General features: G+C 47.3%; 14 protein-coding genes. 3 read left to right on the top strand and 11 right to left on the bottom strand.

Annotated elements, in window-relative coordinates:
- Positions 1–65 precede the first annotated feature (65 nt).
- The 5 genes from ACFQZT_RS00395 to ACFQZT_RS00415 form a co-directional block, all read right to left on the bottom strand.
- Positions 66–368, bottom strand: coding sequence for a hypothetical protein (locus ACFQZT_RS00395; protein WP_379295422.1), 303 nt, complete (start codon positions 366–368; stop codon positions 66–68).
- 91 nt (positions 369–459) lie between these two features.
- The gene (locus tag ACFQZT_RS00400; RefSeq protein ID WP_379295424.1) at positions 460–1,380 is read right to left on the bottom strand and encodes an AEC family transporter; all 921 of its coding nucleotides are present in this window, start codon (positions 1,378–1,380) and stop codon (positions 460–462) included.
- Positions 1,381–1,490: 110 nt separating this feature from the next.
- Positions 1,491–3,074: an extracellular solute-binding protein gene (locus ACFQZT_RS00405; protein ID WP_379295426.1), complete on the bottom strand. Its 1,584-nt coding sequence runs from the start codon at positions 3,072–3,074 to the stop codon at positions 1,491–1,493.
- Between the two features lie 64 nt (positions 3,075–3,138).
- Positions 3,139–4,029 (bottom strand): carbohydrate ABC transporter permease, encoded by an 891-nt coding sequence (locus ACFQZT_RS00410; protein WP_379295428.1) that lies wholly within the window; start codon positions 4,027–4,029, stop codon positions 3,139–3,141.
- A 12-nt stretch (positions 4,030–4,041) separates the two neighbouring features.
- On the bottom strand, positions 4,042–4,965 hold the full coding sequence (locus ACFQZT_RS00415) for an ABC transporter permease (protein WP_379295430.1): 924 nt from the start codon (positions 4,963–4,965) through the stop codon (positions 4,042–4,044).
- 275 nt (positions 4,966–5,240) lie between these two features.
- Here ACFQZT_RS00415 and ACFQZT_RS00420 point away from each other — a divergent pair, with 275 nt between their 5' ends.
- From ACFQZT_RS00420 to ACFQZT_RS00430, 3 genes are all read left to right on the top strand, one after another.
- Entirely contained in the window at positions 5,241–7,496 is a 2,256-nt protein-coding gene (locus ACFQZT_RS00420; RefSeq protein ID WP_379295432.1) for a helix-turn-helix domain-containing protein, read from the top strand.
- A gap of 351 nt (positions 7,497–7,847) precedes the next feature.
- Complete coding sequence (locus tag ACFQZT_RS00425; protein WP_379295434.1) at positions 7,848–9,758, top strand: endonuclease MutS2; 1,911 nt, start codon at positions 7,848–7,850, stop codon at positions 9,756–9,758.
- Positions 9,759–9,834: 76 nt separating this feature from the next.
- Positions 9,835–9,993, top strand: coding sequence for a hypothetical protein (locus tag ACFQZT_RS00430; protein WP_379295436.1), 159 nt, complete (start codon positions 9,835–9,837; stop codon positions 9,991–9,993).
- Between the two features lie 62 nt (positions 9,994–10,055).
- On the opposite strand, the gene ACFQZT_RS00435 is transcribed toward ACFQZT_RS00430, so the two are convergent.
- From ACFQZT_RS00435 to ACFQZT_RS00460, 6 genes are all read right to left on the bottom strand, one after another.
- Complete coding sequence (locus ACFQZT_RS00435) at positions 10,056–10,211, bottom strand: hypothetical protein (protein WP_379295438.1); 156 nt, start codon at positions 10,209–10,211, stop codon at positions 10,056–10,058.
- 99 nt (positions 10,212–10,310) lie between these two features.
- Positions 10,311–10,670, bottom strand: coding sequence for a VOC family protein (locus ACFQZT_RS00440; RefSeq protein WP_379295440.1), 360 nt, complete (start codon positions 10,668–10,670; stop codon positions 10,311–10,313).
- A 37-nt stretch (positions 10,671–10,707) separates the two neighbouring features.
- Entirely contained in the window at positions 10,708–11,037 is a 330-nt protein-coding gene (locus ACFQZT_RS00445) for a DUF1904 family protein (protein WP_379295442.1), read from the bottom strand.
- 25 nt (positions 11,038–11,062) lie between these two features.
- Positions 11,063–11,503, bottom strand: a complete 441-nt coding sequence (locus ACFQZT_RS00450; RefSeq protein ID WP_379295444.1) for a MarR family winged helix-turn-helix transcriptional regulator — start codon at positions 11,501–11,503, stop codon at positions 11,063–11,065.
- A 951-nt stretch (positions 11,504–12,454) separates the two neighbouring features.
- A complete protein-coding gene (locus ACFQZT_RS00455; RefSeq protein ID WP_379295748.1) occupies positions 12,455–13,648 on the bottom strand; it encodes an anhydro-N-acetylmuramic acid kinase in 1,194 nt (397 codons plus the stop codon).
- Positions 13,648–15,360 (bottom strand): glycoside hydrolase family 3 protein, encoded by a 1,713-nt coding sequence (locus ACFQZT_RS00460; RefSeq protein WP_379295446.1) that lies wholly within the window; start codon positions 15,358–15,360, stop codon positions 13,648–13,650. Before ACFQZT_RS00460 ends, ACFQZT_RS00455 begins: the two co-directional genes overlap by 1 nt.
- Positions 15,361–15,386: the final 26 nt, after the last annotated feature.

Raw genomic sequence — 15,386 nt, forward strand, 5'->3', positions numbered from 1 at the left:
CTGATTTGCGGCAAGGATTCCACCTTCATGGATGGGACTTCAGGCAGCAATTCTATAGAGTGGTTTTAGCTAAACTCTCCGATATCATGCTGACCGACGATCAGTCTAACCGGTTCCAGGAAAACGCGCGTTACGGTAGGTTTTTTGATCAAGTCAATCTCAATGTCTTCTACTTTGTAACGACTGGTTTTACCCTCTCTTTTGTCATAAACGACATCGAATTGTTTCAAGCCTAGTTGGTAAATCAGAACGGATGCACCGATGGACAGTGCGGTAGATTCAAATTCTCCATGCTCAAATAAAACTTCCGATAACACCTCTTCATTCATGTCTACGATCGTAACTTTTTGACAAAATTGATACTTCAAAACGGACAGCCCCCTTAGTTTCTGATCATATGGCTACAATTCTCGCTAAATTGTCGAATTTCCTGCAAAAAGAAGCGCTATTCTTCAACATTCACATAAAATCCAATAAAAAGATCACGACAGGAATCGTGAACATACTGAATAATGTGGAGGTGAACACCGCTTGCGATGAAAATTCCGGTTCATTGTCATACTCAATAGCAAGCAGTACACTGCTTAGCGAAGTAGGCACGGCACAAGAAAGCACCAGTGCTTTGGCCGTCAGCCCATTAATGCCGAGCAGCCAAACAATGAGAAACCCCAGAGCAGGAGCGACTGCAAGCCTTAGTATATTGGAAACCAGCACATTCGAAAAATGAAATTCCCACTTCATGCCGCCTAGCTGCACGCCGAGTGTGAGCAAAGCCGTCGCCATGAATGCGCCTGAGATATATTGCAACGGCAAATAGATGGAATGCGGTACGGGCAAGTGAAAATAGCGAAGCAATATGGCAACCGGAATCGCATAAATAACCGGAAGCGAGATGATCGTCTTCATCGTCGCTTTCCAGGTGGATTTATGCGCATTCACCGTGTAAATGCCATAGGTATTCGGGATCAGGGTCTGCATGATCATAATGACGATTTGAATCGAGAGCGTGTATGTGTTGCCGGCGAATACCGTTTGGTTTAGCGGAATGGCATAGTTCGCACTGTTGTAAAAAATGACGCTGTTGCGCATCGCGCTGCGCATGCCGCCTTGCATTTTTTTGACTCGAATTACAACTTCGATCAGTGCAAAAAGCAGGCTGAAAAACAGCACAAAAAATAAGAGAACCTGCATGAGGACGTGCAAGTTCATTTCGGATTCATAGAGCTTGACGAAAACGAGAGCAGGTGAAAATACATAGAAATTCAGTTTGGACAAAGTACGAATATCCACTTTGAATGCGCGGTACATCGCAGCGCCAATAGCAATCATAATACTGATTGGAACAATATTGTTGATGAGGATATAAACAAAGTAGGTCATCTCTTAATCTCTCTTCTCTAGTTGATAGGATGTAACCTATTGTATCATACCTGAATGCAAAAAAAGACCTTCAGGCAGCGTTAATCTACCAGAAGGCCACACGATTTCAATTATTTAATCCCTGAGCTTTTCACATATTCCAGCCATTGTTTCTTATACTCGGCCTGGATCTTTTCTAGTCCGGCTGCTTTGGCTTTTTCCATGAAGGTTTTGAGTCCGCCTTCTACGTCCGCTACCAATCCTGCTTCAAGCGGATATAGATACTGCTTTTCAACTTGTTCCAATGCGGCTCTCTCGGCTTGATAGCTCGTGTAGTCTTCAGCGAAGCCTGTGAACTTATCAGGAGATTGGATTTTGTCCAGCTGTTGGAAGATTTGCTTAACACCATCATAACCTTTATCGAAGAGCATGAATTCCGGATTTCTCCAAGCCCAACTTTGCATGCCTTCTCTAGGGAAGCCGTTGCTATTCGTATCGCCAATCATGGTATAGTAGCCGTTGTCAACTTTATAGTTCTTGCCTTCGATACCATACTGCGTCAGCAGATTGTACGTTTTATCCGTCACCATTTTTTCGTAAAAAGCAAGCGCTCTTTCAGGGTTCTTGCTGCTCTTAGGAATCGCAAATCCATTGTGGATCGGGTGAACGGGTTCTGCGTGCCCTTTAATTAGCGGAGCCGAGTAGTATTCAAGCTTCCAGTCCGGATGCGCAGCAGCGACTTTGAGCTTTTGATCGTTAAAGCGGCTAGGGTTATCCCCTAAGTTCGCTGCAGCTTTTCCATTAATAATCAAATCCGTCATAGAATCCTTAACGTTCAGCACGTTTTTGGTCATATATCCGTTATCTTGCCATTTTTTGAGTGTTTTCAGCTCATTCAAATGCTCTGGCGAACCCCAGTAGGAAGTGACTTCGGTAGGATTTTTATAAGGAATTTGTATACCGTATGGAAGCGCTCCGACCGGGTCGATCGTTAAGTTTTTATACAAGTCGGAAAGATTCTGTTTGACATCGCTATTTGCTGCTAAAGGAGTAATATCCGGTACATTCTTCTTGATGCCGTCCAAATAAGCTTCAAAATTGGCAAGCGAGTCCGGCTTCGGCAAATTGAATTTCTCCCGTAGATCTTCACGCCAGATAAAGCCCGTTGTCACATACTCTTTATAGGTAGCGGGAACGGTATAAATTTTACCGTCGATTTTTACGGCATCCCACATATCTTTAGGCACGAAGCTGTTTAATTTCGGAGCTGCTTTAGGGAGCAAATCGTCAAGCGGCAGGAAAGCTCCTTTTTTCGCATAGGCTTGATACTGCGTCCAGTCAGCGGTGAAAATCAAATCGATCGGCTGTCCGGACGACAAAAGCAATTTATACTTCTGATCCCAATCTGTCCAGGTCGTGAAGTTAAACTTGACCGTCGCGTTCAGATCCTTCAGCGCAAGCTTGTTGATTTCTTCTTCAATAACCGGAAGATCTTTAGGAGCTGGGCCTAACATATAAAATTGCAGCTCCACCTTCTTGGATGTATCAAGCCCCGCCGGCTTGGCGGCTGCGGATGCCTCAGGCGCTTTCGTTGCTTGCGCTCCTGCAGCAGGACTGGCAGCGGGTGCGGTAGAACTGCTGCAGCCGGCAGCGATGGAGCCTGCGAGCACTAGCGCCATGGACGCGCTGTACATCTTTTTGGGGTTACTTTTCATGTGAATCCTCCCTTTTTATGATTGAATGATATATGTTAGCTGACGGAATGACTCCTCTTCAGTTCTAACCTTTGACAGCGCCAATCGTTAATCCTTTAACGAAAAATCTTTGTACGAACGGATATAGAAAGAGAATCGGGCCCGTGACAATCATAGCCATCGCCAGTTTGGTCGACTCCGTAGGGATATCCTGTCCAAACGACACTCCTGTACTTACGCCAAGCTGCGATACGGCTGCTGCTGTATTAATGATGTTATAAAGGAAATATTGCAGCTCATATTTTTCCTGGTCGTTGATAAACAGGGAAGTCGAGAACCAGCCATTCCAATAATGCAGTGCCAGAAATAACCCGACTGTTGCTATGCCTGGCATCGCAAGCGGCAGCACGACGCGATAATAAATCGTGAAGTCGTTGGCACCGTCAATCTTGGATGATTCCGTCAGTTCATCAGGGACTGCAGATTTAATGAAGCTTCTCATTAAAATAATAAGAAATGGCGTCATCAGTCCCGGAAAAATGAGCGCCGTATACGTATCCGTTAACTGCAGATATTTGGTGATCATGATGTACCAAGGCACAAGACCTCCGCCAAACAGCGTTGTGAAGTAAATGTAAAATGACAGCTGATTGCGGTATCTGAAATCTTTTCTTTGCAAAACGTATCCGGCCATGGTCATCATGAACAATCCGAGCGTTGTACCGACAACGGTAACGAAGATCGTCACCCCATAAGCCTTCAGTATTTTTTGCGGGAAAGTCAGAACGGCTTCATAAGCTGCGAGGGAATATACCTTCGGAAACAAATGATACCCGTCGCGAACAATCGATTCATTGTCCGTAAACGATCCGGATAAAAGAAGGAGAAATGGAAAGATACAGACAATTGAAATAAGCACAATGATCGTATAAGCAATGATATTGAAAAGAACAGAATCGAGACTTTTGATTCTCAATGCAAACACCTCCTAGAAAAGCGCATATTCTTCATTCGATTTTTTAATGAAATAGTTCACGGTCATAATCAAAACGAAACCGAAAAAAGATTGGAACAATCCGGCTGATGTCGCCATCCCGATATCAAAGGTCACTTTCAGCGAACGAAATACGTAGGTATCCAATATGTCCGTCGTATTGTACAAGATCCCGTTATTGCCGATGAGCTGATAAAAGAGATCAAATTGACCTTTCATAATACTTCCTAAGGCAAAGAGCAGCAAAATGATAAACGTTGGCTTGAGCATCGGTAGTGTAATGTACCAGATCCGCTGGAAAATGTTCGCCCCGTCGATTTTGGCAGCTTCATAGTATTCGTCACTGATACCTGTAATGGTGGCAAGGTAAATGACCATTGTATATCCCAAATTTTTCCACACATAAAAAATAACTAATAGAAAAACCCAGGCCACAGGCGTGTTATAAATGTCCATCGGATTCGACCCTAGCGATTTTAGCGTCGTGTTCACAAAGCCCGTATCGTAGTTGAACATGTTGTAAGCGATCGCATTCAATAATACGAAAGAGATGAAATAAGGCAGAAACATAACGGACTGCGTAATTTTCTTAAAAAGCTTGCCTTTCATTTCACTCAGCAATATCGCGCAAAAGATCGCAGCGCCGTTCACAAAGATAATAAACGCAACGTTGTAAGCTACCGTATTTCTTGTCAGTGACCAAAGCGCTCCTGACTTCCAAAGGAATTTAAAGTTCTCCAATCCGACAAATGGACTTCCGAATAGCCCCCCATTGAAATCGAATCGCGTGAAAGCATAGTAGATCCCCACCATCGGCACATAAGAATTAATGAAAAAGAATAATAAGGTTGGCGCTATCATGAGAAACAAAATTTTGTTTTTGTTTAACTCGTATAAGAAGCCGTTCTTTCGTAGCATGCTGCGAAACCTCCCTACATGATTTTGATCATGATCTGCTTGATGTCATGCTCGAATTATATACATGGCCGAACCATCAGCGATACTGAAGTTATGCGATCATTATGAAAAATGTGGAGGAAGAGCCCCGCTATGGCATATGTACATTTTAAACATTCATGGATTTATCGTATTTTTAGCGGGTTTTGGCCCTCTTTGCCTCTCCGGCTCCATTGCATGAGCAAATGGGGTACGATATACTTTTCCTACGAACGAGAAGGGAGGCTGTGCAATTGATGAAGCGCACGAAGGACAATAAACATGTCTACCGGAACATTTTAATGAGCATCATTCTGTCTATTGTCATCACTCTGCTTGTGTCTTCTACCATCCTTTACGTGAATTTCGACAATATCGCGCTCAAACAAGTATATGAATCCGACTCCAACAGCCTCACGCAGACCAGTCAGGAAATTCTCAAAGTAACCGAAACCGCTACCTCGCTTTCCTTTCAAATTTATCGGGATTTCGCGATCACGAAGCTGCTTTTTTACGATAAGCCGGATATTTATGATGTAACCAACGCTATGGGACAGCTGAACAATTATCGCTTCGCCATGCCGTTCATCGATTCCATTTATGTGTACAACGGAAAATCGGAGCTTTTCTATGTAAGTTCCAACAACTCTCAAAGCGGCATTCAAACCAAATCCACCCTAGGCGATCAAAGCATGGTCGATATTTTGGATCATTTTCAGGATTACACGCCTTTTTTACCCGTACCCAGAACGTTTAATCCGGCTGATAGTAGCCAGCCTACGGTGTCTAAGGTCGGTATTTACTCCTATTTGTGCTACGATGCAATCAATCTGAATAAAACCTTGAATTCTGCGGTTATCGTAAATATCTCAGAGTCGTTCATTAATAAGTCGTTGAAAAACATGCCAAACAGCCATTTCACCAGCGAGTTTATTATGAATAAAGACGGCGTTCTTCTTTCAACCGATCGAAACAACCCGGTGTTAAGCGATTACTCTAGCAAATCGTACATTCAAAAAATTACTGCAAACGCTTTATCCCCAGGTTATTTTGTGGATCACGTAGACGGGGTTAAGTCACTTATCTCCTACACGGCTCCAGATTCGCTCGGATGGCGGTATGTACGCACCACGCCTTACTCGATTATTACCCAAGAAATAAAAAGCATGAGAACGAAGACGATTTACATTGGTTTAACCATTCTCTTGGCCGGTCTGCTCGTTTCCATCTTTATGTCGCGCAAGCTATTCGATCCGATCGATAAAGTCATACGCAGTTTGAAAACATTGGAAATTGAGAAAAGAGATCATTTGCAAATCTTGCGGCAAGATTTCCTGAGAAATATGTTTGTAGGAAGAGAAAGTTATCATCAGGCTGCCTTACAGGAGAAGCTGCGATACTTTGGATCAAAAATCAACATCCAGCATCCATCGCTGCTGCTAATGGTCAAAATCGATCGTTTCGCGGAACATCTTGAACAATATCAAGATCAGTTTAAATTACTGCGATATGCCGTGATGAATATAGGCACAGAGGTCAGCGCACCCGCGTTTCAAGCTGAAGCCGTTGATATGGGGGACGACCATATCCTTCTGCTGCTTACCGCCCAGGACGCCGATTTCGAATGGAACCAGGAGATATTCATGGAAATGCTTCATCAGATGCAAACCTCTATTGCAACTTATATCAAGTTGTCTGTTTCCATTACAGTAAGTCCTCTACAAGCGCAAGCGGGTCCTTGTATTCATCTCTATAAGCAGCTGCTGGAAGCTTCACAGCACAGGATGTTCAGAGGCCATGGCTGCATCATTTGGTCCGAGGAAATTATGAGCTACAGATCGAAGGAATATAAATTTCCTGCCCAGAAGGAAAAGCAATTAGTTGATAGCTTAATGACCGGGGATACGGCCGAAGCCGGAGCTATCTATTCCGAGATTGTGCAAGAAACCGCAGAGTATCCTTATTCGGTCATTCAATTAGCCGTATCCCACTTAACGTTAACGGTCAATAACGTACTCCATACGGTCAATAAAAATAATGCGATTACCGGTTACCTGTATCTGGATTCGACAATGGTCTCCTTGAATCAGGTTGAAACCATTGAGGAAATCAATGTCCAATTTTATCGGTTGTTCGATCAGCTGCATAAAAAACTGGATGAAAAAAGAAACATGAAGCACGTAGAATTGATCAAAAGGATGAATGACATTATCGAGAGAGACTACGCCAACCAGAATCTGTCCTTGAACTCCATCGCCGATGAGCTCGATATGTCGCCGATTTATATTAGCCGTTTATATAAACAGCATACATTGGTAGCACTTACGGATGTGATTCATGATGTTCGCATGAACAAGTCGAAAGAGCTGCTTCTCCACTCTTCCCTTTCCGTGGCTGAAATTGCGGAAAAAACCGGATTTACGAGCGACTCCTATTTCTATAGAAAATTTAAGAAGCATAACGGAATTACACCGAACGATTTTCGAAGACAGTACACGCAAAATTCGGGATGATGGGTCTACGACCGTATGCTTTCGATCCATTTTTGTGGAAAGTTTTATTATAGGGATTGTTTCCCGTTGATTCACTGTTTCGGTGCACATAATATAAAGGTATCTAGCAATATAAGTAACACAAAAGGAGAGTTATTCATGTCTGAGGTCGTTCTTAACTAGCAATTTCATAATGCAATTTGTTGATCTTGGCTTACGCCATTCAACCGTCCATTCAGGCCGGTTTGTTTTGTCGTATTCTTAGGACAGATTGCATGTGATGCGGTTAAGAACATGGTTTCTCCCTTAGCGGACCGGAAACGATTGTTGTTTCCGGTCCGTTTTTTTTCATACCCAAAAGGAGGCTTACCCTTGAACAAATCCACTTATCAACGTTTGGAATATGACCGTATTAAGCTGCGTTTGGCCGATTTTGCCATGAGTTATTTGGGCCGTGCCCACATCGAGAACATGGAGCCGAAATATGAGCTGTCGGTTGTAAAGACTCTGCTTCAAGAGACGGAAGAAGCGGTTCTTGTGATCGCACACGGCGCAAGCGTGCCTATCCCAGCCCTGGAAGGAATAGAGCCGCTGATCAGCTCATTCGGCAAAGGATTTATTTTCACGCCGCAGGACTTTCTGCATTTCGCCAGATTCATTGAAAGCACACAGCAACTTAAAACATTTATGAAAAAGAGGGAATCCGTCTCCCCGCGCATCGCCTCATACGCGTTGTCCTTATATGAACTGCGTGAACTTTTAGGCGAGATTCACCGCTGCATCCGCCACGGTCAAGTGGCCGATGAAGCGAGCGCTGCCTTAACGCGTATTCGCAAGAAGATGAATATTCTTGACGAGCGAATTCGCAAAAAGCTCGACATGGCTATGTCCAAGTATCGCAGCTATTTGCAAGAAAGCGTCATTTCAACCAGAGGCGGCCGCTATGTGCTGCCGGTAAAGAAGGAATACCGCAAACTGGTCGGAGGTGCCGTACTGGACGAGTCGGCAAGCGGCCAGACGGTATTTATTGAGCCGTCCGATATCGCAGACCTGCTTTACGAATTATCGCTTCTACAGACCGAGGAAGCTGCCGAAGAAACCAAGGTGCTTAGTGAACTCACGGATCTGGCAGAAATCAATAAGAATGAAATCTTAATCAATCTGGAAACGATCGGCCACTATGATTTTGTGTTCGCAAAAGCGAAGTTTGCGCGGACCATCGACGGACGTGCCGTTACGTTGAACGACCGTGGCCGCCTCTCTCTTTACGGCGCTCGTCATCCGCTGCTTGGCAAGCAATCCGTACCGCTCGATATCCACATTGGAGACGACTTCCGTGCGCTCGTCATAACAGGGCCGAATACAGGAGGCAAAACCATTTCGCTGAAAACCGTCGGATTGCTGACGCTTATGGTACAGTCAGGCTTGCTCGTACCGGTCGGTGAAGGGAGCGAGTTTGCGTTGTACCGTTCCGTTATGGCAGATATTGGCGACGGGCAAAGTCTGGAACATTCGCTCAGCACGTTCTCGTCACATGTAAAGAACGTAATCGGTATCCTCAAGGAAGCCGGGCCTTCCTCGCTTGTTCTTCTCGACGAGCTCGCCTCAGGGACCGACCCGGGCGAAGGAATCGGCCTGTCGATCGCCGTGCTTGAGGAACTGTATCGCCGCGGCGCGACGGTCATGGCAACGACGCATTTTAACGAAATCAAGAAATTTGCCTCCGCTGCGCCGGGCTTCGAAAATGCGCGTATGGAGTTCGATGCGGAAACGCTTGAGCCCCTTTATAAGCTGACGATCGGTGAAGCAGGCAACTCTTATGCTTTCCATATCGCACAAAAGCTCGGTATGCCTCAGGAGCTCATTGATAGATCGAAGCAGATTACGTACGAGGCGACACTTCGCTCATCCGAAGCGCCTGCAGTTGCATCTAACGTTGCGGCAACACCTGTAAAGGTCCCGACGCAAAAGCAACGTGCGCGATCTCCACAAACTAGCTTCGCTATCGGTGACTGCGTATGGGTCCATTCACTCCGTCGAAGGGGTATCGTATGCAGCGAGCCGGATGACCGCGGAAACATCTTAGTGCAAATTCAGAAAGAGAAAGTACGCATCAACCGCAAGCGATTGTCGCTTTACATCGCACGCAGCGAACTATATCCGGACGAAGCTTACGATATGGACATCGTGTTTGAATCAAAAGATACGCGAAAGAAGCGAAAACAGATGAGCAAACGTCATGTCGAGGGGCTGCAGATTGAGCATAAGCGGAATGAGGAATGATGAATGAAAAAAGCCGAACGTATAAGTCTCTTTTTTACGAAGCATATTAGGCTATACGAATGGAAGGAGGAAAAGTATGGAGAATCGGAAAAGTCAAACTGAACAAAATTCGGAATCTACGGTTATTGCCGGAGATAAATCGGAGCAAACGGATGATTATAATCTGGATGTTGCTCTTCACATTAGCTCCGACCAAACGAGTCCAGCAACTTGCAGGGCAGATATCGACGAATAGAAGCAAAATGAAGAAAGCGCATGTTGTAAAGGGAAGACCCTCTAGCAGCATGCGCTTTCTATCTATTCTTCAATGCCTGTTTGTTGATTATTCTTCTCTGTTTCTTCGACTGAGTATTTCATCCCGCCGTTACGGGCATGATCCAAGACAACATTAACTTCCTTGGATTGACCGGTTTTAGGATCGAATGAAGTGACCGTTTCCTTTTGCTCGTCCATGATTCTTTCACCTCCGCCATTAGACTGCACATATTTGACGAAAATCATCCATATGTGAGCCTAACTGGGCAAATGACCGCCAAACACATCATAAAGGCATCAGTTGGATGCTGTATGAGCAAGAATGTTTATGAGCTTGCCAAAGGGGTCGCGCACATAAAATCGCCGAACGCCCCATGGCTCATCCACCGGTCCGTATTCGATCGGAAATCCGGCATTTTTCATCCCTTCAAGCGCCGCATCAACATCATCGACTTCAAGCGATAGATCAGGCGTTGGCGTGTTGGCGCCACCCTGCGAGGCGAAACTGATCTGGATGGCCATCTCCTCTTGCGAGCCATACGTAGCAATCCAGCCATGATCCATCAATAAATCGAGACCGAGCACGTCCTGGTAAAAGCGTTTAGCCGCCGAGATATGCTGCGTATCTATATTGGCTACGATTCGTTTGACCTTCACTTCAAACCTCCTTGCTTGACCGAATTATTGCATAGGACTACTCGCAGCTGATTCCATTGATGTAGTAAGCGTTTTTCTCGTATGTGGTAAATGCGACCTCGACTTCCGTAATATCGAGAGCAAGAACATGGTCTGTTATCGCTTTAGCAACCTGGTCGCGAATGACAGGCCCTCTTTCAAACCAGGCAACCTCGATAAATGGATAGGCTTCTACGATTTTACCGGCAAAAATCGTCGGATGCTGGATGCATTCCAAAATAAAGTTATCCACCCCGCATTCGCAAATGGATGCAAGCTGTTCAATTAGCGCCTCGCTCATGAGACAAAGCTGATCCGTAGTTAAGCCTCTTACCGTTAACCTTGGCAACAAAAATCCCCCCTTGATTTAGAAACTAATTGCTCGCATTGACGCTGCTAATGATACGTTTTAACTGTTCATTAAAGTTGTAAATCTCCTCAGGGGACAAGCCGCTGGAGGCAAGCAATGATTGTGGAATGCACAGCGCCTTTTCATAGAGTGCGAGCCCTGTTTCCGTGATGCGAATAATGACAACCCGTTCGTCTTCGGTCGATCTTTGCCGCTTAATAAGCTGCTGTGCTTCCATTCGCTTCAGCATCGGCGTTAGGGTGCCTGAATCCAGGTCCAGCTTATCGCTAAGCTCTTTCACCGTGCTTTCCTGCTGATCCCACAACACCAGGAGCACCAGATACTGCGGATAAGTGATCCCCAACTCCTCAAGAAACGGCCGATACATCCGTGTAATCGCTCTCGAGCTTGCGTAGAGACTGAAGCAAAGCTGATTTTCCAATTTGAGAAACTCGTTGCTGCTCATAAGACAAGTATCCTTTCCTTTAATCATATTGTAAACAATCGATTTGCTTCAAATGTATAGAAAAATTGTGGTCGTGTCAATGAGGGACTTTCAAATGCATGCAGACCAAATTGGAATATATTCTAATTGAAGGACAAAATCGATTGGAATAAATTCTAATCTAAGGACAAAATCCAATACAGATCAATAACTAGTACAGATCTAAATCCAGTACAGATCTAAATCCAGTACAGATCAAAATCAAATACAGATCAAAATCAAACAATACAGAGCAAACAATGCAGAGCAAACAATACAGAGCAAAGTCCAATACAGAGCAAACAATACAGAGCAAACAATACAGAGCAAACAATACAGAGCAAACAATACAGAGCAAAGTCCAATACAGAGCAAAGTCCAATACAGAGCAAAGTCCAGTAGAGATCAGAATCTAGTACAAATCAAAATCCAGTACCGGGCATAGTCACCTTGCGGGTGATTTAGATATAGCCAACAAATTAGAGACTATGGGTCGCTGATAGCGTACCTGTTGGACGCAATTTTTTTGAAGGTATGTTCCAAAAGGGGCTCGAAAGAACAAAGGTCTTTAATCAAAGAACCATTTTCTTTATTTATGGTCCTTTGTTCTTTAATCACCCCCTGGACGGCGATTCCTCCACTTTTAGCGTCTATTCGGGCTCTATTAGGGAACGTTAGTTCGCTAATAGAGAGTAAGTGAGTAAGTGAATAGGTGAGTAAGCAAGTGAGTGTTTGAGTGAGTGTTTGAGTGAGTGAGTGCTGTCAGCAGACGAAGGTGACGGACTCCTAAGTGTAAAAAACAACCAAACACACACGAATGAGGTTCCAAATAAATGCTTATTGACCAACAATCAGCATCTTGCCTAATTCCCAAAACAAAAATAAACGCTGCCCGGAGCCGGGAAGCTCGGGCAGTTCAGTAATGTTAATGCATTAAGGTAAAGCAAGCTTGCCCATGATGGTGGATCGCTCAGCTCCTGTTGCTGAGGGAAGGTTGTTTGGCACGCCGTGAATCCAATCATTGCCCAGTAAGGCGAACAAAATCGCTTCTTTGGCATCGCTCGAAATGCCAAATTCATCCGATGTGAGGATGGTTTGCTGCGGAAGCAGCTTGCCGAGCATTCGAAGGAGTGTTCGGTTGTGCGCTCCGCCACCGCTAATGATCACTTCCGCAATATCGAATTGCGGGAAAATGAACGCTTGGTAGGCGCGAGCGATGGAATGCGCGGTAAAAGCTGTTGCTGTAGCAACGATATCCTCCCATATAAGTCTCTTCTGCTTGGCCGTTATGAGCCATGAGGAAGCGTAGGACTTACCGAAGAGTTCGCGGCCTGTTGTTTTTGGCGGGAGCTGCTGAAAGTAAGGATGCGCCAGCATTTCACTGAGCAGTTCCGTGTTAACGTGACCCCTCGCTGCCCAAACACCGTCCGCATCATAAGTTAACTGACCTTGGGACAGTTCGTAGACAACCTGATCAAGCACCATGTTGCCTGGTCCCGTATCAAAGGCGATGAGCTGATTGGCATCAGCTGAGGCTGGAATCGCTGTGCAGTTGCCGATTCCGCCTATATTTTGAAGGATGCGGCCTTTCAACGCATCTCTGAATAAGATGAAGTCGCCATAAGGCGCAAGCGGAGCGCCTTGACCGCCAACCGCCATATCGGCGGTTCGGAAATCCCCGACAACGGGTTTGCCCATACGTTTGGCGATAACGGACAAATCACCGATCTGCAGCGTCGATTTTGGCAGAAATGGATGGGCCCGATCCGCCTCGGGGATATGCCAAACCGTCTGCCCATGAGAGCTGATCAGATCGATCTCCTCCAAGGGGAGCTTGGCTGCGGCGGCGGTTTGAATGACTGCCTCCGCAAAGCGCTCGGCGATGGCGAAGTTCATGCCGCACAGCTGGGCTACATCGGAATGCTCGACGGAGCACAATTGTTTTAGTTTCTCACGTACTTCCGCTTCGTACGGAAAGCTTTCAAAGTGGATGAGTTCCACCTTTGTCTCGATACCACAGCCGTCGATACGGACAAGCGCAACATCGATGCCGTCGAGCGAAGTACCCGACATGATGCCGGCAATGGTAAGCGTTGTACGATCTAACAGGCTTCTCAGACTCAGCATCACTCGCCGGCCTCCCATCTCCAACCCGCCGGATAGTCCGGCCCGAGTGAAACGGGGAGACGGCCCGTCGGCGTCAGTTGACCTAGCAGGCAGCGGGCCGCGCTTTGCAGCGCCAGCGGCCGGCTTTCGTAGGCCGCGATGAAGGTCGAAACCTCCGGCAGCTCCAGCAAGTCGTACGGCACGCGCAGCGCGACGATGACCAGCGGCTTGCCGAGCGCCTGCAGGTCGCGTACCAGCGCGGCCTGCTCGGGATGGAATCGGGCGTTATACGTCCCGATGACGATCTGTTCCGCAGCTAGCGCGTCGGCGAGCACAGCGGAGCTGCGTTCGCCGACTTCCCGCAGCGGGAGCACGCAATCGAGCACGTCAAGGCCGTGCTCGGCCAGCGCAGCCCCCAAGCTCGCGGGGCCCGCGTACGTTTCGTCGACGCCCGACGAAACGGCTGCGGCCACGGTGACCGCGAGCGTTCGGGCGCGCCTCAGCGGCAGCAGCTGCCGCTCGTCCTTGACGAGCGTGATGCTCGCCTCGCTGAGGCGCTGAGCGACCGCGCGGTGCGCCGCGGTCCCGACTGCGGGCGCGGCCGCTGCGCCCGGCCGCGAAGCGAGCACGCCGCGCCGCTGCTTCAGCGCGAGCAGGCGGGCGACCGAAGCGTCTATGCGCGCTTCGGTCAGGCGCCCTTCGCGCACGGCGCGCTCGATCGCCGCGATGGCGGCGATCTGGCGGTCGCGGCTGTGGCTGATCAGGATCAGATCAGCCCCCGCTTCGACCGCCATGACAGCAGCCGGCACGGTGCCGTAGTGCTCGGCGATGGCATTCATTTCCATGCAGTCGGTCATGATCACGCCTGCAAAGCCCAGTTCCTCGCGGAGCAGACCGGTGAGCACCGCCTTCGATAGCGTGACCGGCCGCTTTTCCGGCTCGAATGCTGGGAAATAAATATGCGCCGACATAATCGCATCGACGTCGCTTCGGATCGCTTCGACGAAGGGAACCAGCTCCACCGAGCGGATTCGCTCAGCTTCGTGCGCAATCGTCGGCAAGTCCAGATGGGAGTCCACATTCGTATCGCCGTGACCGGGAAAATGCTTGGCCGTCGCCACGATGCCGGCTTCCTGAAAACCCTGAACAACCTGTCGTCCAAAAGAGGCAACAAGTTCCGGCGACTCGCCGAACGAACGGACGCCAATCACCGGATTATCCGGATTGTTGTTCACATCCAGCACGGGAGCAAAGTTCATATTGATCCCGAGAGCCTTCAGCTCTGATCCGGAAATCAACGCAGCTTCATAAACTCCGTTACAATTATTTTCCACTCCTACCCCTTGCCTTGTTCCTACTCTTGCTCCTTCTCCTATTCCTTGCCCCGCTTCAGCGCCATCCTTTGCATCCGTCCCAAAGGCTCCAGCCGCCAGAGCCATTTGCCCAGGCATCAGGGCAACGCCCTCCGTAATACGAGCGACCATGCCTCCCTCTTGATCGATCGAAATCCAAAGCGGCAATGTACTCGAGCGCTCCGCTATTTGCTGCAGGTTGTCAGATAACTCAGCAACCTGCTGGGTATTCACCACATTACGCGCAAAATAAATGACGCCGCCAATGTGGTGCTCAGCGATCAGCGCCTCCAACTCGTCGGTCGCTTCCGTGCCGACGAACCCGCATAGGATCATCTGACCGATTTTCTCCCGCAGCGTCATCGATTGGACATCTTTCATCCTCTGTCTCTCCCCTCATCTAACAA

This window comes from Paenibacillus sp. GCM10027628 (genome assembly GCF_042676385.1).
Classification (GTDB): domain Bacteria; phylum Bacillota; class Bacilli; order Paenibacillales; family NBRC-103111; genus Paenibacillus_E.

Bases quoted from the DNA above. Each gene is read 5' to 3' on its own strand.
- ACFQZT_RS00400 (WP_379295424.1), bottom strand. From the start codon at position 1,380: ATGACCTACTTTGTTTATATCCTCATCAACAATATTGTTCCAATCAGT.
- ACFQZT_RS00405 (WP_379295426.1), bottom strand. From the start codon at position 3,074: ATGAAAAGTAACCCCAAAAAGATGTACAGCGCGTCCATGGCGCTAGTG.
- ACFQZT_RS00415 (WP_379295430.1), bottom strand. From the start codon at position 4,965: ATGCTACGAAAGAACGGCTTCTTATACGAGTTAAACAAAAACAAAATT.
- ACFQZT_RS00420 (WP_379295432.1), top strand. From the start codon at position 5,241: ATGAAGCGCACGAAGGACAATAAACATGTCTACCGGAACATTTTAATG.
- ACFQZT_RS00430 (WP_379295436.1), top strand. From the start codon at position 9,835: ATGGAGAATCGGAAAAGTCAAACTGAACAAAATTCGGAATCTACGGTT.
- ACFQZT_RS00435 (WP_379295438.1), bottom strand. From the start codon at position 10,211: ATGGACGAGCAAAAGGAAACGGTCACTTCATTCGATCCTAAAACCGGT.
- ACFQZT_RS00450 (WP_379295444.1), bottom strand. From the start codon at position 11,503: ATGAGCAGCAACGAGTTTCTCAAATTGGAAAATCAGCTTTGCTTCAGT.
- ACFQZT_RS00455 (WP_379295748.1), bottom strand. From the start codon at position 13,648: ATGCTGAGTCTGAGAAGCCTGTTAGATCGTACAACGCTTACCATTGCC.
- ACFQZT_RS00460 (WP_379295446.1), bottom strand. From the start codon at position 15,360: ATGAAAGATGTCCAATCGATGACGCTGCGGGAGAAAATCGGTCAGATG.